The 23,098-nt window shown below is 62.8% G+C and carries 18 protein-coding genes, 3 tRNA genes and 1 pseudogene; 5 read left to right on the top strand and 17 right to left on the bottom strand.

The window, feature by feature from the left end; all coding sequences use genetic code 11:
- Positions 1-113 precede the first annotated feature (113 nt).
- The 6 genes from CFR78_RS02295 to CFR78_RS02270 form a co-directional block, all read right to left on the bottom strand.
- Positions 114-1,775, bottom strand: coding sequence for an LTA synthase family protein (locus CFR78_RS02295; RefSeq protein WP_181417477.1), 1,662 nt, complete (start codon positions 1,773-1,775; stop codon positions 114-116).
- A 723-nt stretch (positions 1,776-2,498) separates the two neighbouring features.
- Positions 2,499-2,575, bottom strand: a tRNA-Arg gene (locus CFR78_RS02290).
- A gap of 26 nt (positions 2,576-2,601) precedes the next feature.
- Positions 2,602-2,907: an ETC complex I subunit gene (locus CFR78_RS02285; protein ID WP_034930737.1), complete on the bottom strand. Its 306-nt coding sequence runs from the start codon at positions 2,905-2,907 to the stop codon at positions 2,602-2,604.
- 21 nt (positions 2,908-2,928) lie between these two features.
- Positions 2,929-3,005, bottom strand: a tRNA-Pro gene (locus CFR78_RS02280).
- Positions 3,006-3,143: 138 nt separating this feature from the next.
- Positions 3,144-3,626: a xanthine phosphoribosyltransferase gene (gpt, locus tag CFR78_RS02275; protein WP_034930740.1), complete on the bottom strand. Its 483-nt coding sequence runs from the start codon at positions 3,624-3,626 to the stop codon at positions 3,144-3,146.
- Positions 3,626-3,991, bottom strand: coding sequence for a tRNA-binding protein (locus tag CFR78_RS02270; RefSeq protein ID WP_034930742.1), 366 nt, complete (start codon positions 3,989-3,991; stop codon positions 3,626-3,628). Before CFR78_RS02270 ends, gpt begins: the two co-directional genes overlap by 1 nt.
- Before the next feature lie 107 nt (positions 3,992-4,098).
- Between CFR78_RS02270 and CFR78_RS02265 the strand changes: the two genes are divergently transcribed.
- A complete protein-coding gene (locus CFR78_RS02265; RefSeq protein ID WP_034930744.1) occupies positions 4,099-5,367 on the top strand; it encodes an MFS transporter in 1,269 nt (422 codons plus the stop codon).
- Here the strand turns inward: CFR78_RS02265 and CFR78_RS02260 are convergent.
- Positions 5,364-6,590, bottom strand: a complete 1,227-nt coding sequence (locus CFR78_RS02260; RefSeq protein ID WP_007400151.1) for a cation:proton antiporter — start codon at positions 6,588-6,590, stop codon at positions 5,364-5,366. The genes CFR78_RS02265 and CFR78_RS02260 overlap by 4 nt on opposite strands.
- Positions 6,591-6,974: 384 nt before the next feature.
- Here CFR78_RS02260 and CFR78_RS02255 point away from each other — a divergent pair, with 384 nt between their 5' ends.
- The 3 genes from CFR78_RS02255 (at position 6,975) to CFR78_RS16185 (ending at position 10,198) form a co-directional block, all read left to right on the top strand.
- The gene (locus CFR78_RS02255) at positions 6,975-7,502 is read left to right on the top strand and encodes a GlcG/HbpS family heme-binding protein (protein ID WP_034930746.1); all 528 of its coding nucleotides are present in this window, start codon (positions 6,975-6,977) and stop codon (positions 7,500-7,502) included.
- Positions 7,503-7,728: 226 nt separating this feature from the next.
- The gene (locus CFR78_RS02250) at positions 7,729-9,687 is read left to right on the top strand and encodes a superinfection immunity protein (protein WP_240471396.1); all 1,959 of its coding nucleotides are present in this window, start codon (positions 7,729-7,731) and stop codon (positions 9,685-9,687) included.
- Positions 9,688-10,030: 343 nt separating this feature from the next.
- Positions 10,031-10,198, top strand: coding sequence for a hypothetical protein (locus tag CFR78_RS16185; RefSeq protein ID WP_156953866.1), 168 nt, complete (start codon positions 10,031-10,033; stop codon positions 10,196-10,198).
- Between the two features lie 67 nt (positions 10,199-10,265).
- Here the strand turns inward: CFR78_RS16185 and CFR78_RS02245 are convergent.
- Positions 10,266-10,341 (bottom strand) — tRNA-Asn (locus tag CFR78_RS02245).
- A gap of 143 nt (positions 10,342-10,484) precedes the next feature.
- Here CFR78_RS02245 and CFR78_RS02240 point away from each other — a divergent pair.
- Positions 10,485-11,570 carry an ABC transporter substrate-binding protein gene (locus tag CFR78_RS02240; RefSeq protein WP_007400160.1) on the top strand — a complete coding sequence of 362 codons (1,086 nt, stop codon included), beginning with the start codon at positions 10,485-10,487 and terminating at the stop codon, positions 11,568-11,570.
- Positions 11,571-11,681: 111 nt separating this feature from the next.
- On the opposite strand, the gene CFR78_RS02235 is transcribed toward CFR78_RS02240, so the two are convergent.
- The 9 genes and pseudogenes from CFR78_RS02235 to CFR78_RS02195 form a co-directional block, all read right to left on the bottom strand.
- Positions 11,682-12,620 (bottom strand): ABC transporter permease, encoded by a 939-nt coding sequence (locus CFR78_RS02235; protein WP_034930747.1) that lies wholly within the window; start codon positions 12,618-12,620, stop codon positions 11,682-11,684.
- Positions 12,617-13,681: an ABC transporter permease gene (locus CFR78_RS02230; RefSeq protein WP_007400163.1), complete on the bottom strand. Its 1,065-nt coding sequence runs from the start codon at positions 13,679-13,681 to the stop codon at positions 12,617-12,619. Before CFR78_RS02230 ends, CFR78_RS02235 begins: the two co-directional genes overlap by 4 nt.
- Positions 13,681-15,243 carry an ABC transporter ATP-binding protein gene (locus CFR78_RS02225; RefSeq protein ID WP_034930751.1) on the bottom strand — a complete coding sequence of 521 codons (1,563 nt, stop codon included), beginning with the start codon at positions 15,241-15,243 and terminating at the stop codon, positions 13,681-13,683. The genes CFR78_RS02230 and CFR78_RS02225 overlap by 1 nt, the downstream gene beginning before the upstream one ends.
- A 19-nt stretch (positions 15,244-15,262) precedes the next feature.
- Positions 15,263-16,390, bottom strand: coding sequence for a BMP family ABC transporter substrate-binding protein (locus CFR78_RS02220; protein ID WP_007400165.1), 1,128 nt, complete (start codon positions 16,388-16,390; stop codon positions 15,263-15,265).
- A gap of 349 nt (positions 16,391-16,739) precedes the next feature.
- A complete protein-coding gene (gene ligA, locus CFR78_RS02215) occupies positions 16,740-18,878 on the bottom strand; it encodes an NAD-dependent DNA ligase LigA (RefSeq protein WP_084149678.1) in 2,139 nt (712 codons plus the stop codon).
- Between the two features lies 1 nt (position 18,879).
- Entirely contained in the window at positions 18,880-20,601 is a 1,722-nt protein-coding gene (recN, locus tag CFR78_RS02210) for a DNA repair protein RecN (protein WP_034930754.1), read from the bottom strand.
- 39 nt (positions 20,602-20,640) lie between these two features.
- Positions 20,641-21,525 (bottom strand): outer membrane protein assembly factor BamD, encoded by an 885-nt coding sequence (locus CFR78_RS02205; protein WP_007400170.1) that lies wholly within the window; start codon positions 21,523-21,525, stop codon positions 20,641-20,643.
- 82 nt (positions 21,526-21,607) lie between these two features.
- On the bottom strand, positions 21,608-22,567 hold the full coding sequence (gene lpxC, locus CFR78_RS02200) for a UDP-3-O-acyl-N-acetylglucosamine deacetylase (protein ID WP_034930756.1): 960 nt from the start codon (positions 22,565-22,567) through the stop codon (positions 21,608-21,610).
- A gap of 163 nt (positions 22,568-22,730) precedes the next feature.
- Positions 22,731-23,098 (bottom strand): annotated as a pseudogene (locus CFR78_RS02195) (cell division protein FtsZ); the annotation flags it as partial.

Genomic DNA, 23,098 nt, shown 5'->3' with positions numbered 1-23,098 from the left:
TGTTGCGCGGGCATGGCAAAAAATAGTGGTGGTGGCAGGATCACGCCGCCATGCCGGCCGGGTCGGCGCAACGCCCATGTTCTGGCCATCCGCCTGCAACGGATGGTAGCCTGTCAGCCGCCATAAGCCTGGATGTCCTGAACAATGGACTGCCTGTTACCGGGTAGTTTGACAGGTGTCACCACGTTCCGATCCGTCGTGTAATATTCCAGCCCCAGTGCCGACAGATGGTCGAAATCCGAGTGACATATCGTATCGAAAAGGGAGCAGCCCAGAAATATCGTCCTGAAATTCCGGATGCCGACAAGATCCATGATCGTTGGCGCGATATCAAGGCTGTTCTTCCCGTTGGCATCAATCTGGAGGTCGCCCGTCGAGTTCTTTTTGTAAATGATGAGCGGCACCTGATCTACAAAATACCTGTCTTTCAGATTGAATGTATTAAGGAAATTCGGGTCCGGGTAGGTTGCGTGGTCTGCGGTGAAGATCAGGATCGTATCATCGGAAACGGGACTGTTATTGAAATGTTGCAGGAATTCACCAAATTGACGGTCCATGTTGTAGAATTTGTTCAGATAGGGGTTCTTCCCGTCCTTGTATCTGAATTCGGGACTGTCCAGGCCAACATGCGTGCCGACCGTATAGATGCCATAGTAGAAAGGTCTGGCCTGTTCATGAAGCGTCTGGATGTTTTTCCATAACAGCCTGTATGAATCGCCATCGGTCAGATCATTATTTGTCAGCCATTTAACCGCCATTCCCGGTGGCACGGGCCATTTTGTACGGGCAGTGGCGTTGATGTCTTCCATGGTAAATAAATGATTGAAGTCCATCGTGGACATCATCTGGGACAGATTGTCATTAATGGAGCAGGGTAGCTGGAAAAATGTATTATATCCATTTTCCTGGAATATTTCTGGCAATGTTGTAATTGATTTTCCAGATTTCATTTTATCCAATATTTCTTTATGGGAAATCTGTCCCAGCCCCATGCTGCTTTCGGTATAGCCACCCGTCATCTGGTAGAACGATGCGTTCTGCCCACGTAACCCCCGGAATGTCGCTGCGGTATGATTGAAATATCCGGTATAATGTAAAGAATTATGCATCAATCCCCATATGTTGGGGGTAAGCTCTGGAGAGATGACGGAAAGGGATGTACCTTCCGTGAATATTACGATTACGTTGTAATGTTTTCGTTCTATAGGATTACTGTTTTTTTCTGGATAATATATAAAATCGTGCTGTAATTTTTTTACTTCCATTTTTTGATTTTTGAGCATATTCCATACAAACAGTCTTTCTTCCGTAACTGAAACGATTGGCTTGAAAAATTCATAAGAAGAAGAATGTTTTATTCCAAGCAGGATTGGTATGGATATTAAGGCACTGTAAAAACTAAAATTTATACCAGATAGAAATACAATAAGAACGGAACCGATTTCTATAATGCTGGCCCAGAGCATATTGAGGCTGCCGATAACGGCTGGATGTCCCAAATTTTCAAGTGCAAGGGGGGAAAGTACATTGCCTGATATTGAAATGGAGGATAACTGGACAGCTAGTATGAATCCATAAAATAAACGCATAAAAATTTCTATCATCCTGTAGGATGATCCAAATAGAGCGCAAATTGACAGGATAACTATAAACTCAAAAGAATATAAAAAAAGTTCAATATATTTTTTATTTTCGATACAAATTGAAAAAATAATTAATAACATCAACACTGTAAATCTTATTTTTTTATTGTAAAAAAAATCTGAAAAAATCATTTTGGAATGATCCAGCATATACAGTGATTGGATTTTATTTTTTCGTTATTTTTTTAACAGCTGGAATTTTTATATGTTTTATTATTTTATTAATAGTATGATAATGTTAAATTTATGCATTTTTGTTTTCTTATTGTAACGGTTTGTATGTAATACGAAGTGAAGTGTATTTTTTTACTAGGTACAATTTGATGCTATGCCTTCGTGCATGGGCAACATTCACTACCGGCATGAGGCGCGTGTTGTTATGATTGGGCAATAAAGAGGGGTGACGGATTGCGGCTGACCACCATTTCCGTGTTGTTCATCAATTGCGGCGAAAGGGCAGCGCGGCGGCTTTTGCGCGTTTTTTTTCAGGCGGCCTCCCGGGGGAGGTGTCTGCGCAGGATCACAGGCCGCGCCGGGGGCCTGCCACACATGGGGGGATCGTATAGCCTGACTGAAACGAAGGGGCACAGCGTCCGGAATCGCCTTACATCGGCGACCATGGGACTGATTATTGCCAGCGGATCATTGTCACGCATCCGCCGCCACTGATGTGACAGTCAACGGGCATGCGGTTATGGACAGTCAATCATGGGCGCAGCATCAGGAACCGGAAACCGGCATGGTGGTCCCGGTCACTGCGACACGCTGGGGTCGGTGCATACCGCAATGAGCCATAGTGCACTGCAAACCACCTGCAAACCGTGCAAACTTTTAAGCGGCCAACCCCTTGAAAACTGGCGCGCCCTGCTGGATTCGAACCAGCGACCCACAGCTTAGAAGGCTGTTGCTCTATCCAACTGAGCTAAGGGCGCAGGGCTTTTCTTGTGCCAGATCGGGTCTAATGCGTCCAGTTCTGGATACGGTCATAACGGAAATTATCGGCATAGGCCTTCGGGCGGCGGATGCGCGGGGCCGGGATCTCGATATCGAAGGCAATGCCGTTATGCGTGGCATAGGCCACGGCGCTGTCCTGATCGGGAAACTGCAGGCGAAGCTGGGATGGGGTATCCGCGCTGCCGGTCCAGCCCATCAGGGCATCGACATGGCGGGGGCGATTCTGCCCGTAATCCAGCACCCATGTATGGGTCATGGCCTGGCCGGACTGGCCAGCGGGTTTTGACTGCCTGTAAATCCGGGCTCGCATACTCATCCGTCTCCCTGGATATGGTCGGGGCGCCCGGACTCGAACCGGGGGCCTCGTGTACCCAAAACACGCGCGCTACCAGGCTGCGCCACGCCCCGCGACCACGAGCGGGAACCTATGGGGCAACTGCTGTTCTGGCAAGCACAATCTTGCAAAAAAATACCGTGCCCGTGGTGCCCGCGGCAAGCCGCGCGGGCGGATACGGTGAACAACACGTCGTGTGGGGCGGGACGGGGTCAGGCCTTGACCGCGGGCTTGCTGGCCAGGGGGGGGATGAACAGCGGCGCCGTATCCCACGGGAACAGCACCCATGTATCCTGCGGCACTTCCACCACGAAGATGTCGGTTACCGGCCGGCCGGAGGGCTTGGCATACAGGCACGCGAACACGGCCTTGGGCATGAGCTTGCGCACAAGCTGGGCGGTCACGCCCGAATCCACCAGGTCGTCAATGATCAGGAATCCTTCGCCATCCCCCGCGGCATCGGCGTTCTTGATCACGTTGGGCTCGCCCATCTTTTCCTCGTCATAGGTAACGACGGAAATGGTGTCGATCAGGCGGCAGTCCAGTTCACGGGCGATGATCGCGGCGGGGATCATGCCGCCGCGCGTGATGGCCACGATTCCCCTGAAGGGGCCACGCGTCATGAGCGTGCTGGCCAGCTGGCGGGCATCGCGGTGAAGCTGGTCCCATGTTACGGTTGCGTAGCTTGTAGCCATCAGAAAAGTCTTCCTCCATCGGGAACGCGGCCATCGGGGCGGATAAGGACGGCCTCGCCATTACTGTCGGGCATGCCCAGTGTCAGCACTTCGCTCCGGAAGGAGCCAACCTGGCGCGGGGGCACGTTGATGACCGCGCAGATCTGGCGACCGACCAGGCGTGCGGGCACATAACGGTGATTGACCCGCACCACCGAGGAGCGGACCCCGATATGGGGGCCGAAATCGATGGTCAGCCGGAAGGTATGCGGCGGTGTTTCGCGCACGGGGTGCGCATCCACGACCGTACCGGCCCGGATATCAAGCCAGTCCCGCGTATTCCCTTCCGTGCCGGGCACGGCGGCATGCTCTACAGGGTCTCTCATTCCACTGCTTTTGCCCGTGTCGGGGGGGATTTGCAAACAGGGGAACACACTTTTTTAAACATGCGGGCGTAGGCGATCTTCCCTGGCTGCTGTAAGGATGGCGGGTCATGCCCGCATCCCCCCCGTCCCCTCCTGCGCAAGGCGTTGATCCGTCATCTCCTTCGCGGCCACTCCACCGTCATCCGGGGCTGCTGGCGTTTCTCTGCGCGCGGACCGCGTCCTCCTTTTCCGCCTGCGTGCAGGCGGTGGCGGTGGGGTGGCAGATCTATGCACTGACCCACAGTACCACGGCACTGGCGCTTGTGGGGCTGGCGCAGTTCCTGCCCATGGCGGGGCTGCTGCTGCCCGCGGGCCATGCGGCGGATCACTTCAACCGCCGGCTGATCGTGGTGACGTGCCAGTGTATCGAGGCCCTTTCGGCGCTGCTCATGGCGGTGGGCGCCTTTGGCGGGTGGACCGCGCCGTGGATGATCTACGCCATGGTCATGGTGTTCGGCGCCGCCCGCGCGTTCGAGATGCCCTGCCAGCAGACCTTCCTGCCCTCGCTGGTGCCCGCGTCCGTGTTCCCGCGTGCGGCGGCGGTGTCCTCATCGCTGTTCCAGGCGGCGGCGGTGACCGGGCCGTCACTGGGCGGGCTGCTGTACGGGGCCGGGGCGGGGGTGTGTTACCTGGTCTGTGCCGTGGGGTTTGCCTGCGCGTGCGTGGGTACGCTGCGCATCCGCCTTGTATTCACGCCCCGGCCACGGGTGCCGCTATCGGTTGCGACCTTTATGGAGGTCATGCACTTCCTGCGCGCGCGCCCCGAGATGCTGGGGGCCATCTCGCTTGACCTGTTTGCCGTGCTGCTGGGGGGTGCGACCGCCATGCTGCCGGTCTATGCCAGTGATATCCTGCATGCCGGCCCCCTGGGGCTGGGGCTTTTGCGGGCGGCACCCGCCATCGGGGCGGTGCTGTGCTCGGTCATTCTGGTGTGGAAGCCGCTCAACCGTCAGGCGGGGGCGCGCATGTTCCTGTCGGTTGCCCTGTTCGGGGTGGCGACACTGGTTTTCGCCCTGTCGCGCTCCATGGCGGTTTCCATCATCGCGCTGGCGGTGCTGGGGGCGGCGGATGTGGTCAGCGTGGTGGTGCGGGGCGCGCTGGTGCAACTGCGCACGCCCGACAGCATGCGCGGGCGGGTCTCGGCGGTGAACATGCTGTTCATCGGTTCCTCCAACCAGCTGGGTGAGTTCGAGAGCGGCATGCTGGCCAGCGTGATCGGCCCCACCGGTTCGGTGGCGCTGGGGGGAATTGGCACGCTGCTGATCACGGCTGTCTGGATCCGCCTGTTCCCGACGTTATGGCACCTTGATCGCCTGGATGGCATTACCCCCGATTAGGGTGCGCGTGACGTCCCGCCCGGCCGGGGTGCAAACAGGCGGAAGAGCGGGCCGGTCAGCGCCGTGGAGATCACGGCCAGCACCATGAGGGAGGCGAACGCGAAGTCCGACAGCATGCCCTGCGCATGCAGGATGGTTGCCGCCACGATTTCCATAAGCCCCTTGCACTGTAGCAGCGAGCCGATGCCCAGCGCCTGCCGGGGCGTCAGCCCCGGTGCGGGCGGAAAGACATAGACCGACCCCATCTTGGCCAGGACGGAAATGACCACCAGCATGAGCGAGGCCACCACCGAAGGCCAGGTCAGCGCATCGCCATTGATATGCAGCCCGCTATGGCCAAAGAACATGGGCGCCAGCCAGATCAGGGAGAAGCGGCCCACCTGTTCCACCGGCAGGCGCGCCACCCAGCGCGGCGGCATGAGTGCCCCGGCAAAATACGCCCCGATCAGTTCATGCAGCCCCAGTTGCATGCTGGCCCAGGAACCCGCGGCCAGATAGACCGGCACCGCCAGCCAGATGACGGCCAGCGGCGGCCGGGGCATGTTGCGCGTGGCCCAGTTGCCGACAATGGCAAGGGCAGCCAGCAGCAGCACGGCCACCCCTTCCAGCCCGGTCCAGCCGTGCAGGGCGGCAGGCCCGCGGGCCGCGAACTGCAGCATGACCAGTCCCACCCACAGTGCCGCGTCATCCACCACCGCAAGCTTGAGCGCGATCTGGCCAATGGAACGCTGGCAGGGGTGCAGTTCGCGCACGATGCCGATCAGGACCGGCAGCGCGCTGACCGCGATGCACAGTCCAATGGCCATTGCCCCGATCAGCGGGCCGACATGCGGCGGCTGCCAGCCATGCAGCGGCAGGAAGAAAGAATAGACCAGCACCGACCCGATCACGAATGGCCCGCCCAGAGCCACCAGCGCGCCACCCAGAAGGCGCCCCAGCGATGGGGCGGGGATGGTATGGGCCGTGTCCCTGACCTCGGGCGGCTGCCACATTTCCAGCCCGGCGGTAAAGGCCAGCACCAGCACGGCCAGCCAGCCGATATTGTTGCCATAAACGGAAGGAATGCCGAACTGCCGCACCGGCACATGCAGGACGGCCAGCACGATGCCAAGCAGGATCGGCAGGACGACAATCGGCATCGCCCGGCGGAGCAGCCGCCATAGCCCCCATGGAAAAATAACAAAGAGGGCGGCATCAAGAACAAGTGCTGTAATGTTCGACAATATTCATCCTTTCCAATCAGTGGCGCCAAAAACGTATCTATAAAAAAATGGAATGTGAACTTTTATTTTTCATAAAATGGACAAAATATCGCTTTTCATAAGGTTTTCCTGAATTTTTTCCACTCTGCATGACGGGACGGTAATAAAGGGAACAGATGTTCTTGTGCGTCGGGACGCATGAAGCGGGCATGCCGTCAGGGCGGCCCGGATGCTGGCCTGTGCACAACGCCCGCATGCGCCGCCGGGTTTTCCGCCATCGGGCAGGGGTGGGGCATGGGCAGCCCGCAGGGGAGGGCACCGTTGTGTGTACGGTGGTTTTTAGGGTTGCGGGGTCGGTCTCCCGCCCCGCATCATGACACGCATGGCAGTGCGGGAGCGGGCGTGATGGTACACTGGGGCAGGGCGGTCCGTACCGCCGGGATGGTTGGCATGCTGGGTGCGGCCCCGGCGGCCCACGCGCAGGGGCATGTTGTCGTCACGCCCAAGCTGGACTGGATCACGGCCGCCCATCTGGCGGAGGAAGCGGTGCGGGCCTGTGCCGCGCAGGGCTATTCCGTGACCGCCAGCGTGGTGGACCCCACGGGGCACCAGCAGGCCGTGATCAAGGGCGACAGCGTGCCGCTGCAGTCGCTCTCCGTCTCCTATCGCAAGGCGTACACGGCCTATGCCTACGGGCTGGCGTTCAACATGAACACGACCAGTGAACTGATTGCCGCCAGGGTGAGCGGCCCACCCAACGGGGCGCTCAATACCATTCCAGAGGTCCTGTTCGTGCCCGGTGGCGTGACCCTGCGCCGGGTGGGGGACAATGCCGTGCTGGGCGGCATTGGCGTATCCGGTGCCCCCGGTGGTGAAAAGGACGAAGCCTGCGCGCAGGCGGCGGTTGCGAAATTCCGGTCGGATTTCCATTAGCGGTCATGTGGGGCCGCGCACTGACACCAACAGGGAACGTTCCGGAATGCCGCCTTCGCCCGCATGGGGGGGCGGGAAGGCCTGCCCGGCCTGCCGGCTGTTCCCTGGACTGGCTTTTCATGCAGCCTGCTGGCGCATTGACGCGGAATCAATTCGTTACACGTCGTGTATCCTCTGCTTATATGACCAGAATGGATATGTACGCCCTTATGCGGAGCCGGATGGAATGAAGAAAACGGGCTGGACCGGTGTGATTGGCCCTGGTCTTGTATTTGCCGCGACAGTGGCCCTGCAGGCCCCCGCCCATGCGGCGGGGCAGCCGGTTATCGCCCCCCTGGCCCATGTCGATATGGGGGAAAGCCCGCAGGCAAGGGCCGCCGCGCAGGGGCTTGAGGCAACACTGACGGCCATGCCATCGCATCAGTGCGGCGTGGCCATGGCCTTCCAGCCCGCCGATGAACATGCCCCGGCATCGTGTTCCGTGGTCCGTCTTGCCATCCGTGACCCCGCCCGCCCACAGGCCGCGCCCCAGACCTTTCTGATTGCCCCCCATGGGCCGGATAGCGGGTACGAGCGCATGGAAATGGCGCTCTACCGCCTGGATGCCACGTCCACCCTGCCGCAGGTGATCGTATCCGCCTATACCGGCGGGGCGCATTGCTGCGAGGTCTCCTCCCTTTTCGGGCAGATGCCCGACGGGACATGGAAGGAAACCGACCTTGGCCAGAGCGATGGCGACGGCACGCCCACCATCGTGGATGCCGCCCATGACGGCAGGGCTGAAATTCAGGAAGTGGACCCGGCCTTTCTGTATACATTCGCATCCTATGCCGGGTCCTATCCCCCGCTCATCCTGAAGCGCTACCATGCGGGCCAGATGGAAACCGTAACCCGTGACCCGGCTTTCCGTCCCTATCTTGCCCGCCAGCTTGCCGGGGCACAGAAGGAATGGCTGGCCGATGACCGGCCGGAGCCGAACGGCTTTCTGGCCTATTACGTGGCCACGAAGGCCGAGCTTGGGGAATTCGGGCAGGGCTGGCAGTACATGCTGAAGCATGCCGAATACAGGACGGATGACATGTTCGGCATTTCCGCCTGTGACATGAAGCCCGCCGGCACGGAACAGTGCACGCCAGAGGAACGCAAGTCCGTGCCGTTCCCGCAGGCACTGGCGTATTTCCTGCAGAAGAACGGCTACATCACGCCAGAACAGGCCAGTGCCGCCCCCATGACACCATCTGCCGACGGGGCACAGGACAGCGTGGCCGGTTCCGGTTATCGGCCGGATTTCTCCTGCGATCCGCCACCGGACCACAATGGTGTTGCCGTCATGCTCTGTCATGACAGTGAGGCGGCCCGGCATGAACTGCTGTTTGACCAGGTCTATTACGCCCTGCGCCAGCAGGTGGGCCGGGATGGATGGAAGGCCCTGCGGCAGGAGGTCATTGCCGATGAAAATGCGGCAGATCAGGGCTGTGGCCTGCCGGTGCCCGGCGCGGCCGATCAGGACGTGCCCGATGGCGCCGCCGCCTGTTACGCGGCGGCGATGGATCGCCTGACGGAGCGCTACCGCCAGCGGCTGGGCGGTACCGCGCTGGAAGAAGCCCGCCGCCCGCTTGACACGCACATTGCCCTGCAGCGCAGGCTGGTTGAACTAGGCTACCTGCCCGCGGGTACCGTGGCGGACGGGGTATATGGCGAAGCAACACGGGAAGCCATTGCCACATGGCAGCGCACCACGCACCGGCCCGAGACCGACGGCTTCGTGTCGGATGCGGACGCGCAGGTCCTGCTGCCCCCGGCGGTGATGGCCAGCGCCGGGCCTGCGGGCGATACGCAGCCCGCATCCGCGGCACCAGCACCCGTGGCGACCACACCCGCCACCACGGCGCCTGCGCACCGGGCGGACCTGCGTCTGTTCGGGTTCGGAATCGGGGTGATCCTTGTAATGGCGGTGTTCGGTACCTGCCTGTATTTCCTGCCGTTCGGGATTGCCTGCCTCCGGGATTCAACGGGAAAGGGGAGTGTCTTTGCCGTCAATTTCTTCTTTGGCTGGACGCTGCTGGGCTGGGTGGCGGCGCTGGTGATGGCGCTGTCGTTTGAAACCCGGGATGACTACGAACTCCGGCGTCAGGCGATGATCAAAATTGTCGCGGGCGGCAGCGCGCCGGACAGTCATGCATAGTAAGAGACTGTTTGATAAGCCAGTTCATGACGGCGCTTTAAAATTAAAGGACGTTTTGGTGAAGCCTTTTGCAGACGCTTTGAAGGAACGCCGCCTTTCTGAAAAAAGGCGGCACCCAAAAACTTTTATTGTTTTTTATCAATGAGCTGTTTTTAAACAGTTTCTAACGTGTGCGAGGGCAGCGACAGGCCAGCCTGTCTGGCAGGGATGGGCGTGTTGCCTGCTTCCCTTCCTGCCATTCGGAGGTTTCGGGACCGGTCCGCACCATTGTATGAATACTTCTGTTCCGTATCAAAGGTTATGGTTTTTTCTTGCTTCATCCCCCAAACCGACATGATGCGTTATGGCCATGCAGGACGGCTGCGGCCTGTTCATCCTGCCCCATGCGAAGGATGTGTATTTTTCATCCGTCATGGCCCGGATGATCGTGAAGCAGGTCCAAAGGGCAGGCAGCATACTGAACCGCGCCGAACAGGCCGGCACGGTCCCGAACGGACAGCGCCCGTCGTGATTCAATCACGGGTCAGGGTTCATTAAATCTGATCCCCGATCACTCGGCACTAATTTTTAAGGAAAGGTGGCTCCCGAAGTAGGACTCGAACCTACGACCCAGCGATTAACAGTCGCTTGCTCTACCAACTGAGCTATTCGGGATCAGCGTTGAGCAGCTTATAGCCACAGCGATGGGGGGGCGTAAACCCCCCTTTTGCACTTTTTTTAAAAAAGGGGAAAAAAGCGAACCGTGACCGGGTAAAGATAGGGTAATCCCCTCGCATCGCAGGAGAAATGATAGACAGATGGTAGATGAAAACACGCATGCGCGCCCACCACGCCTGCCGCGTCGCATGGTCCTGCCACTTCTGGCCGCGGCGGGCTGTGCGGTTGTGGGGGGGGAATGGATAACCAGCCGCCAGCAGGCGCGTATTGTCCGTCGGGATGATGCCCTGCTGGATGGCGAACCGCATGACATCACACTGTCATGGGCGTTCGCCCAGGCTTCCATACTGTATAATATCGCGCTGCGGCAGGATTTTTTCCAGCAGTACCATCTTGATGTGCAGTTGCGTCCGGGCGTGCTGTCGGGGCGGGATGCCATTGCCGACCTGCAGGCCGGGCGCAGCATGGCGGCGGTCGCCCCCGTCCTGTCATGGCTGCAGGCCTGTCAGGCCAGTCCCGACCTGCCAGTCCGGCTGGTCATGGGGCTGCAGGCGGGCACATTCCGGCTTCTGGTGCGCAAACGGCTGCGCATTGCCAAGATCGAGGATCTGGCAGGCCGCCGGATTGCCGTGCTGAATGCGGATATGGCCGACCGGCTGTTCTTTTCCGTCATCCTGCGCCGCAAGGGCCTGAACCCCGATACCGCGCCCGACTGGGTCATCCTGCCGCCGGACCAGATTGATGACGCGGTCATGGCCGGGACGGTGGATGCCGTGGCCCTGCACGACCCGCTGGCCTGGCAGCTTATGGGCAATCCGGCGCTGGAGCTGGTGGAACTGGTCAACAGCATAAACGGGCTGTACGCGCAGCGTACCAATCTTGCGCTTGGTGTCTCGACCGATCTGCTGGAACAGGCGCCCGGTGCCGCCGTGGCGCTGGTGCTGGCGTTGTACAATGCCGCGCGCTGGCTTCCCCCCCATGTGACGGAAGCGGCAACCCTGCTTGATGGCCGGATCGCGGGCATGCCGCAGGCGGCCATATTGCAGATGATGCATCACGAAGTGCTGGGCATAAGCCCGGTTGGGAATGAACTGAAGGTACAGATCGCCCGGTATGTGGATGAACTCAAGCTGCTGGGCCAGTTCCCTGACAGTCTGGATTCAGCCAGCTATGCCCGTCGTATTTCAGCCGATATCCTGCATCATGGCATGACCGCCGCGCCATAAGGTGGCGTATGTGTCAGTAAAAGGCTTCGGGGGCCGCCTTTTTTCAGAAAGGCGGCGTTATTCGAGGCTTCTGGAAAAACGCTTGACCAGAAATCTCTTCGTGACAGCCGTTTAGCGCACATCCCGGTAATAAGGCTGGCCCAGCGCAGCCGGGGCCGCCATGATCCGGCGCATGCGGTGCCACACCACAACCGGCACGATGATGAAGGCCATCGTGCCCAGATAGGGCAGCATGTTCAGGAAGGCCGGGTCAATGGGCCAGTTATGCGCCTGCCCCACAAAGGACAGCGCCGTCACCAGCCCGAACAGCAGCGCCGAAAGCGTTACGATAACCGGGCGGTAACCCGCGAATATGACCAGTGCGAGCGCAATCCACCCGCGCCCCGCCACCATGCCTTCCGACCAGACCGGCACGTAGGTCAGCGTCAGGTAACCGCCCGCCATGCCCGCCATCGCCCCGCCAAGAACGACATAGCCCAACCGCATGGCCATGACCGGAATGCCCGCCGCGTCCGCCGCTGCCGGGTTTTCACCCACGGCCCGCATGTTCAGTCCATGGCGGGTGCGGAATATGATGAAATGCACCGCCAGCGGCAGGAGCACATAGATCGGGATGATCAGGATATTCTGCCCGAAAAAGGCCGGCCCGATCACGGGAATGGAGGAAAGTAGCGGGACCGATACATGGCCGAATGTGGTGCCTACCGGCTGGCCTGCGTAATTATGTCCCAGCGCGGTGGACAGCCCCAGCCCCATGAAGGTCGTGGCCAGCCCGCACAGCACCTGGTTTGCCCGCATCACCACGGCGCCAAACGCAAAGACCAGACCGCCCAGCGCCCCCACCATTATGGCGGCCAGCAGCCCGACCCATGGCGAAGGTACGGCGGATACGGTCATGACCGCCGTGACCGCCCCCAGCGCCATAAGTCCCTCCACCCCCAGATTGGTTACGCCAACCCGTTCGGCCAGCACTTCCCCCAGTGCGGCCAGCGCCAGCACGCCACCGGCCAGCACGGCGGTGGCCAGCATGCCTGTCAGCAGCGCGATCATCGGGTTTTCTCCCCTGTGGTGGTGCGGGCAAGCGGCCGGTAATGGGCCAGTTCATCGCCAATGGCGATCATGAACAGGATCAGCCCGGTAATGGCCAGCACGACCGAGGATGAAAGCTGCTGCGTCTGCATCACGATACCGGAATCCAGGATCAGTGCCATAAGCAGGGCCGCAGGGATTACGTTCAGGCACGACCCGCGTGCCAGCACCGCCACCACAATGCCCAGGTAGCCAAAATTATTGGCCATGCCGCCCTGCAGCCGGTGCACCGTGCCCGCGACCTCGAACATGCCCGCCAGCCCCGCCAGCCCGCCCGAGAGCAGCATGACCGATATGATGCGCACCCGCACCGGAATCCCGGCATAGCGCGCCGCTTCGGGGTTGGCGCCACCCAGGCGGATTTCATAGCCCCACCGCGTGCGCGACAGCACCAGCGCCAGCCCGATCACGATCACGATCGCCACCGGAAAGCCCCAGTGCACGATGCCCCACATTTCGGGAATGGCGACCGGAATCCGCTGGGTGGAAACCTGCGCCCCGCTTATGCGGTCCCGCCACGGGCCGGTGGTCAGGTAATAGGTCAGCAGGGAGGCAATGAAGTTGAGCAGCAGCGTGGTAATGATCTCGTTCACCCCGGCATAGGCACGCGCCAGCGTGGGCACCGTAATCCACGCCATGCCGCCCGCAATGCCGGCAATGGTCATGAGCGGCAGCAGGACCACGGCCGGGCCATGCAGCCCCAGCGCGACACCGGTCGCGGCAATGGCCCCGGCATAGAACTGCCCTTCGGCTCCGATATTCCACAGCCCGATCGTGCCGCATACGCATACGGCGGCCCCCGTCAGCAGCAGCGGGCACATGAACAGGGCCAGATCCTCCAGCCCGAAGCGCGAGCCGATGGTGGAGCGCAGGATCAGTTCCGCCAGCATGAGCGGGCTGTGGCCTGAAAGGGCAAGCACACCCGCAATGATGAACAGCGACAGCACGATGGCCGCCAGCCTGAGTGCCAGGATGCGCCCGGCCGGTGCCGTGGGCAGGCGCTGGAAAGCACGTGTCGCCATTACTGCCGTACTCCCGCGCCGGGCAGGTCCGCAGGTTCGCGCCCGCCCATCAGCAGGCCGATGGTGGCCATGTCGGCCGCTTCGGCATCGATTACGGACATGAGACGCCCATGGAACATCACCCCGATCCGGTCGGACACGTTCAGCAGGTCCTCCAGATCTTCCGATATGAACACAACCGCCACCCCCTGGTCCCGCAGGTCGGTCAGGTAGCCCAGCATGGTGGCGATGGCGCCGATATCCAGCCCGCGCGCGGGGTAGGCGGCCACCAGGACGCGGGTGGCAATGCGGATTTCACGCCGGGCCACCAGACGCTGCTGGTTGCCGCCCGACAGGTTGCGCACCGGCATGGCAAAGTCGGGAATGCTGACCTGCGCCAGTTCCGCGATACCGTGCGCCAGTTCCCCTGCCGCCTTTGCATCATACAGGCCATGACGGTCGATGGGGGGGCTGGTGTATTCCCGCAGTGCCATGTTGGTGGTGATGGACAGCGATGGGGCCAGCGCGCTGCGCAGCCGGTCCTCGGGTATGTGGCCCACGCCGGCATGGGCGAACAGGGCAGGGTCGGCCCGTTCCACAAGGTTCCCATCAAGCATGATCTCGCCCGCCGTGCGGGCCATGAGGCCGGTCAGCACATGCGTAAGCTCGCGCTGCCCGTTGCCGGCAACCCCCGCAATGCCCAGGATTTCACCGCCATGCAGGTCAAGGCTGACATCACGCAGCGTCTCCACGCCCCGCCCGTCGCGCACGCTGACATGGCGCAGCTGCATGACCGGGTCGGCTGCGATGGGGGCGGCGCCTTCGGGGCGGGCGCGCATGTTGCGGCGCACGATGTCCCGCCCCACCATGGTGGCGGCCAGCATGGAGGGGGTGCAGTCCGCTGTCAGGAACGTCCCGACCTTGCGCCCGCCACGCAGGATGCTGACACGGTCGGAAATCTCCATCACCTCATCCAGCTTGTGGCTGATGATGATGACCGCGTTGCCCTGTGCGCGGAAGGCGCGCAGGGCGCGGAACAGTTCGCCCGTCTCCTCGGGGGTCAGCACGGCGGTGGGTTCGTCCATGATCAGCAGCCGCGCCCGGCGCGCCAGCACGCGCAGGATTTCCACCCGCTGCTGCTCGCCTGCCGAAAGGTCGCCCACGCGGGCATCGGGCCGGACGGGAAAGCCGAATCGTTCCGAAATCTCGCGCGTGCGGGCTTCCAGCATGGCGGGGGAGGCCATGCGCGGGGCCTCGTCCCAGCCCAGGTGGATGTTCTCGGCTACCGTGAAGGCTTCCACCAGCTTGAAATGCTGGTGCACCATCCCGATGCCCGCCCGGATCGCATCCTGCGGGGAGGCAAAGGCCTGGCCGTAGCCATCAAGGATGATCTCGCCTTCCTCCGGCTGGTAGATGCCGGTTACCACATTCATCAGCGTGGACTTGCCGGCCCCGTTTTCTCCCAGCAGGGCATGGATCTCACCGGGCCAGACATCCAGGTCCACGTCCTTGTTGGCGATTACACCGGGGAAGAACTTGCCAATGCCGCGCAACTGCAGCACCGGCGGCGTGCCCGGTGGCATGCCGGGGGGGGCGGACTGCTTATTCAAGGCCGGATACTCCCGCTACAGCCCAGTCGCTGTGATAGATTTCAAGATCGCTCAGCTCGACCCCGGCAGGCACGCGCAGGCGGCCATGATTGTCATGGATCGGCCCGCGGAACGGGTTGTAGCCCGCCAGCAGCCGCGTGCGCATGGCGTCCGCCTGCCGCGCCGCCTCAACCGGCACGGTCGGCCCCCAGCCATCGCGGTCCACGCCGTGGCCCAGTGTCAGGAACCGCCCCTGTGGCTGCCATGTGCCCGCCAGCAGGTCGCGCACCTGCGAGACATAGAAATCATTGAAGTCCAGCGCCACGGAACTGATATAGGCTTCCGGCCCGAAATCCAGCATGCCGGTATTCCACATCACCGCCTTCAGCCCGCGCTGCAGGGCAACACGCAGGTAGGCCGGTTCATCCATGATGCCGCACAGGATGTCGCACCCGTTATCCGCCAGGGCGGTGGCCGCCTGTGTCGCAGCCTGCGGGTCGAACCAGGCGTTGATGGTGATGCTCTGCAACGTGACCGCCGGGTTGACCGACTGCGCGCCCAGCAGCGTTGCATTGGCCGAGGCATAGACCGACGGGATGGGAAACGCGCCCAGGAACCCGATCTTGCCCGTGCGCGTCATCAGTCCGGCGGCAATGCCGATGACATAGCTGGCATACCAGTGTGCCACGTAATACCAGCCCAGGTTGCCGGTCACGTTCGTGCCGTCGCATTCCATGAAGGCCACATCCGGCGCGCGGTCGGACACATCCTTTATGAAGTCGCCATATTCCGAGGTGGAAAAGACCATCTGCGCCCCTTCGGCCACGAACTGGCGGAAGATGCGCGTGGCATCGGCGGAATAGGGCACGCTTTCCACATAGATCGTGCGCAGTTTTGGAAAGGCCCGGCGTACGGCCTGCACGCCCCGGTCATGCACCATGGTCCAGCCGCCATCGGTAACCGGGCCGGTATGGCCGAACGCGATGACCGCATCCGCTTCCGCCAGTGGCCTGCGCCATGCCGGTGTGCCGGCCGCCCGTGCGCCATTCGGCAGCAGCAGCCCCGAACCGGCCGCGCCCGCCATGCCCAGCAGGTTGCGGCGTGTTGTCAGCAGCCGCCCCCGCGGCCCTGAAACTGTCATGCGATGTTATCCCCCTGATAATCCGTGCCGCACCCCGTTGCGGCGGTATGACGTGCTGGTGTGTGGCTGCTCCCGCAAATGAATACGGACCGATGGTGTCCTTGGCTTGCAGTAAACGTTACGCGACAGGGACATGCAAGGCCACAGCTATGTTATGCATCAGCATGTTGCCTTTTGTTCCCCTCACACGCGGCAGGGGGCGGGCAGGCACGGACAGGACCCGTCGCCCCGTGCACGGCGCAGGCTTTGGCAGGGACGGTTCTGCATGCCGCCCTTTTCAGGAAGGCGGCGTGCCGCGATGCTTTCCGGGACAGGCTTCACCGGTACATTCCTTATGTTTCACAGTTCCTTATGCCGGAGCGGGCGGCATGCCCGCAAGGACACGCCAGCCTGCCTCATCCATCGTCCTGATCCCCAGTTCGGCCGCCTTGCGCGCCTTGGACCCCGCCTTTTCGCCCAGTACCACCAGGTCGGTTTTCGTGGAGACGCTGTCCGAAACCCTTGCCCCCAGCCGTTCAGCCACCGCCCGGGCCTCGGGCCGGGTCATGGTGGTGAGTGTTCCGGTAAACACGATGGTCCTGCCCGACAGCGTGCCCTCGGCCACGGCCTGCTCATCGGTTACATGGTCCAGCACATGGGTCAGGTCATCCAGCGTGGCGCGGTTGTGGGCCTCGGCAAAGAAGGCCACCAGTTCATCGGCGATGGCGGTGCCAATGCCGGTGATCGACCCCAGTTCCAGCCGCGCGTCCGACCCGATGACGGCGGCCTTTTCCATCTGCGCGCGCCAGTTGGCGAGCGAACCGTAATGCCGTGCCAGCAGGCGGGCGTTGTTGATGCCGATGCGCCGGATGCCCAGCGCATAGATCAGCCGCGACAGTTCGATCGTGCGGCGTGCCGCAATGGCGGTGACAAGGTTGTGGGCCGAGACCTTGCCCCACCCGTCACGGCTGGCGATCTCGGCCTCATGCGCGTCCAGGCGGAAGATGTCGGCCGGGGTGCGCAGCCAGCCCAGTTCGTGGAATTCCACAATGGTGCGGTCGCCCAGCCCCTCGATGTCGAACGCATCGCGTGAGACGAAGTGGATCAGCCGTTCCACCACCTGTGCCGGGCAGGTAAGCCCCCCCGAACAGCGCCACACCACCTCGCCTTCCGGCCGTTCGGCATGCGCGCCACAGACCGGGCAGATATGGGGGAAGCGATAGGGCGGGCGGTCATGGTCGCGTGGCAGGACAACGCCCGTGACCTGCGGGATCACGTCACCCGCGCGCTGCACATGCACAAGGTCGCCCTCACGGATGTCCTTGCGGGTAATCTCGTCCTCGTTATGCAGGCTGGCGCGGGTCACCATCACCCCGCCCACATTCACCGGCTCCAGAAAGGCCACAGGCGTTAGCGCGCCGGTGCGACCCACCTGTATGTCGATCTTTTCCAGCCGGGTCACCGCCTGTTCGGCGGGGAATTTCCAGGCCACCGCCCAGCGTGGCGCACGCCCCGCAAAGCCGAGGCGTTCTTGCAATGCGCGGTCGTCCAGCTTGTAGACAATGCCGTCAATATCATAATCCAGCGCCGAGCGTTCCAGCGTCAGCCGTTCCATGAAGGCTTCCGCCGCCCCGGCATCCTTCACCTGCGTGCTGAGCGGATTGACCCGGAAGCCCCATGCGGCAAGCTGCGCCAGGTAGCCATGATGCGTGGCCGCCAGCGGCGCGCTGCAATACCCCGCCGCATAGGCGAACAGCGAAAGCGGGCGTCTGGCGGTAATCCCCGCATCAAGCTGGCGCAGGGAACCTGCCGCCGCATTGCGCGGGTTGGCAAAGGGCCTGTCCCCCGCGCGTTCCTGTGCCGCGTTGAGTTCAAGGAAAGCCTGCTTGGACAGGAACACTTCCCCCCGGATCTCGATCACATCGGGGCAGGGGGCGGGTAGCTGGTCGGGAATGTCACGGAGCGTGCGCAGGTTGGCGGTCACATCCTCGCCTTCCGTGCCGTCGCCCCGTGTGGTGCCGCGCACGAAGCGGCCGTGTTCATAGGTCAGGCTGATCGACAGGCCATCAATCTTGGGTTCCGCCACAAAGGAAAGCTGGCGGGCCTGTTCCTCGTCCAGGCCAAGGAAGCGGGCGATCCGGCTGATGAATCCCTCGAATTCCTCCCGTGAGAACACGTTGTCCAGCGACAGCATGGGCACCATGTGGCGGTGGCGGCGGAAGGGGCCGGTTGCAGGGGCCCCCACCTGTTGCGCCGGGCTGTCGGTGCGGCGCAGCTCGGGGAAGCGTGCTTCCAGCCGGGTATTGAGCTGGCGCAGGCTGTCATACGTCGCATCATCAACCAGCGGCGCGTCATGCTGGTGGTAGGCGGCATCAAGGGCTGGCAGCAACGTGGCCAGCTGCGTCAGGGCCTTTTCCGCATTGGGGGCGTCCTGCTCCATCGTGGCGTAATCGGCCAGCAGGCGGCGCGCCTGTTCGGCGGGCCGGGGGGCTTCGGGCGTGGGGGGCATGTCAGTCCCCTTTCAACAGGCTGTCAGCGGCAGCGCGGGCCGCGGGTGTAATGGTATCACCCGACAGCATGCGGGCGATTTCCTCGCGCCGGGCCTGATCGTCCAGCGGGGCGGCGTGGGTTTCGGTGCGTCCCCTGTTCACGCTCTTGCTTATGCGCAGATGGGCGTCACCGCGGGCCGCCACCTGCGGGCTGTGGGTCACCACCAGCACCTGCACGCTGCGGCCCACGGCATAGAGCCGTTCGCCAATGGCCGAGGCCGTGGCCCCGCCCACGCCGGAATCCACTTCGTCAAACACCAGCGTGGGAATGGCCGAACGCCCGGCCAGCACCACCTTCAGCGCCAGCATCAGGCGCGAAAGCTCACCGCCCGAGGCCACCCTGGCCAGCGGTCCCGGCGGCTGGCCGGGGTTGGCGGCGATCAGGAAGGAAGCCTGTTCCTTGCCGCGTGCATTCCACGCTTCCGCCTCCAGCGGCACGAGCGAGACGATAAAGCGCGCGCGTTCCAGCTTCAGCGGCCTGAGTTCGGCCATCACCGCCTGTTCCAGCCGGCGCGCCGCCTTTTCGCGCGCCGCCGTAAGCTCAAGGGCAATGTCCTCAAACCGGGCGCGGGTTTCGGCCACGGCCTGTTCCAGCCCCTCAATGCGGGCATTGCCCGAATCCAGTGCCGCCAGCCGTTCGGTAAAGGCGGCCAGCAGGCCGGGCAGTTCCGGCACCGATACGCCATGCTTGCGGGCTTCGGCACGCAGCGCGAACAGGCGCTCTTCCGTCTGTTCCAGCAGGCGTGGGTCGGCCTGCGCGTCGGATGCCAGGCGGGAGAGCATGCTTTCGGCTTCGGCCAGTGCCTCTTCCGCGCGTTCCAGCGCATTGAGCGCTTCCTGTGCGGCTTCCTGTTCGGCAGCACCCACGGCTTCGGGGTTGACGTCGGTGGGGCTGGGCAGCAGGCGCTGCAGCGCGCGGCTGGCGTTGCGCAGGGCGGAGGCCGGGCCGGGCGCGCGCCGGTCACGCGGGGCCAGGTCGGCCAATGCCGCGGCAATGGCCTCGGCCCGGCGTTCCCCCTGCTGCAGCGCCTGGCGCATGCCGGCAAGCTGGGCTTCCTCGTCCTCCTGCGGGGCAAGGCCGCCCAGGTCTTCCACCGCCTGGCGCAGCCAGTCCTCCTCACGCGCGGCACTTTCCATCTCGGCGCGCGCGGTGGCCAGTTCCGCCGTGGCCTCGATCCATTTGCGATAGGCCGCATGCGTGCGCGTGCGCAGGGCGGGGGCCACGCCAAAGGCATCCAGCAGGTCCAGATGGGTGGCCTGGTCGGCCAGTCCCATCTGCTCGTGCTGGCCCTGTATCTCCACCAGCAGGGTCGCAGCCCGGCGCAGCAGGCTTACGGCGACCGGCTGGTCGTTGATATAGGCGCGCGACCGCCCGTCGGTCGTGACGACACGGCGCAGCAGCACGGGCTCATGCGTATCATCAAGCATGATGCCCTGTTCGGTCAGCAGTTCGTGCAGCGGATGGGTGGGGGCAATCTCGAAACTTGCGCTGACACTGGCCTGCTCGCACCCCGCACGGACCAGCGAGGCACTGGCGCGTTCCCCCAGCGCCAGCCCCAGGCTGTCAAGCAGGATGGATTTGCCAGCCCCGGTCTCCCCCGTCAGCACGGTCAGGCCGGGGGGAAATGCCAGATCCAGTTTTTCGATCAGGACCACATCCCGTATCGACAGCTGTGTCAGCATGAAGGGTTCCTGTTCAGCACACGAAAGCGTTGGCGCAAATCAGAAAACCGAATGCCATGCCCGCGAGAATACGTTGCGTCCCTGCTTGTGGTCCCTGCTGTCCACGCCCTTGATCAGGTGGTGCGCGCGCAGGTGGTCATACGCATCCGTGTACCATTTGCTGCTGGGATAGTTATAGGCCAGCACGGCGCCGGTCTTGCGGGCCTGTTCCAGCAGTCCCATGTCCAGATAGACCTCGACCAGCCGTTCAAGTGCTTCGGGCACGTGGTTGGTGGTCTGGAAATCCTGCACCACGCGCTGGTAGCGCCCGGCGGCGGCGGGGTAGTCGTTCTGCTGCTGGTACCACCGGCCCACCAGCATTTCCTTGCCTGCCAGATGGTCACGGCACAGGTCGATCTTCAGCTGCGCATCACGGGCATAGGGGCTCTGGGGGAAGCGGGTGATGACTTCTTCCAGCGCGTCCATCGCCTCGATCGTGCCCTGCTGGTCACGCTGCACGTCGGCCACCTGCTCGTAATAGCACAGGGCACGCAGGTAGAAGGCATAGGCGGCATCGGCGCTGGTGGGGTGCAGTTCCAGAAAGCGGTCAAGCTGCTGCACCGCTTCGGGGTATTTGTTGAGCAGATAGTTGGCATACCCTTCCATCAGCTGCGCATTGGCCGTGTACTGGGAATAGGGATAGTTGCGCTGCAGGGTATCGAACTGGTTGACCGAAAGCAGGTAACGGTCGGAACGCAGGGCATCGACGCCGTTATTGTACAATGTTTCGGCGGACCCCACGCGCGGGGCGCGTTCATTGATGCTGCTGGCGCTCTGGCCACAGGCGGCCAGCAGCCCGGCCAGGGGCACAAGAACCAGCCAGCGCGCTGGCACACGCGCGCCGCGGCCGGGCAGGGGAGAATAGTGTGATCTGCGTGCGAACATGCCAGCTCTTCCAGTTATGGAAGCTTTATATCATGTGCCGGGTGCGGGTGAAGTCTCCGCGTGCGGATTTCATGCGCCGGTATCATGCCGCGCGCGTCTGGGGGCGCGGGGCTGTGGCCCCAAGGGGGGCGCGATGCCAGTTTTCGGTGCTGGCAAACAGCTTGCGCAGCAGGCGGTTGTTGAGTGTATGGCCTGATTTGTGACCACGGAACTGGCCGCTGATCATGCCACCGGCCATATACAGGTCCCCCATCGCATCCAGCATCTTGTGGCGTACGAATTCATGCGGGTGGCGCAGGCCGGCGGGGTTGAGCACGCTGGCGCCGTTGACAACGATGGCGTTGTCCAGAGAGCCGCCGCGCGCAAGCCCCACGGAATGCAGGTACTCGATCTCGGGCTGCAGGACAAAGGTGCGTGCCATGCTCAGCGTCTGGCGGAACAGCTCTCCCTCCATCCGGGCGGCGTAACGCTGCTGGCCTATGGCGGCGGCAGGAAAATCGATGGAGATGTCGATCGCCAGCCCCGGCTGCGGGCCGGGGGAAAGTTCGACAAAGGCATCGCCTTCTTCCACCCGTATGGTACGGTCCACATGTATATGCTGGCGGGGGGCGGCCTGCGGGGCAATGCCCGCGCATTCCAGCAGAAAGACGAATTCGGCCGATGATCCGTCAAAGACTGGCATTTCCGGCCCGTCCACCTCAACAACGGCGTTATCGATGCCGCATCCGGCCAGCGCCGCCATGAGGTGTTCCACCGTGGCGATGCGTCCACCCCGGTCCGGCTGGCCCAGCACCGTGCTCAGGCGCGTGTCCACCACATTGTCGTAACGGGCGGCAAGGGCGGGCAGGTCGGTATCGGTGCGGCGGAAGGTAATGCCGGTATTTTCCGGCGCGGGGGACAGGCGCAGGTTGATGCGTGAACCGGTATGCAGTCCCACCCCCACGCTGCTGATCGGCTGGCGGAGCGTATGCTGCATCTGCCCGTCCTGCTGTCGGGATGACGGCAGGAAGGAAACATGTGTCTGTGGCGACATGCTGTTCATTGCCGGAATCCTTGGCGGGCGGGTTTGCGTAAGCACGGTGGCAGGCATGTTCCGCATGCTACTGCCTGGCCACGGCCCGCGATAGTCAAGGATTATTGCCTATTGTTACCTGTATCTGGCCCGGATGGCGCGGCCTGGTTCCGCCAGGCCGCGCGGCGTGCGCTCAGGACGAGCGGCGACGCAGGAAGGCGGGAATGTCCAGCCCGCCGTCATCCTGCGGGGGCGTGCCCCCGGTGGGCTGCTGCGGCGCGGGCTGGGCCTGCTGTGGCTGCACGGTGGGTTCGGCCCGCTGCTGGGGCGGGGCCTCGGGCTGCGGCTGGGTGGTGGAGTGGCGACGCAGCGCCCCGGTCACGATGCCGAACAGGCTGCGCGGGGCGGCGGGCGGCGGCTCGGGCGCGGGCTGCTTGGCACTTTCCGTGAACAGGGGCGAGCGGGGGGAACCGCTGCGCTGCGCCACATGCGGCGGCACGGCGTTGGGGGAAGGGGCCTGCGGCGCGGCCGGCCGTGGCGGTGCGCCCGCCGCGGCGGGCA

The organism is Komagataeibacter rhaeticus (assembly GCF_003207855.1).
Taxonomy (GTDB): Bacteria; Pseudomonadota; Alphaproteobacteria; order Acetobacterales; family Acetobacteraceae; genus Komagataeibacter; species Komagataeibacter rhaeticus.
This window is presented reverse-complemented; position numbering and strand designations above follow the sequence as displayed.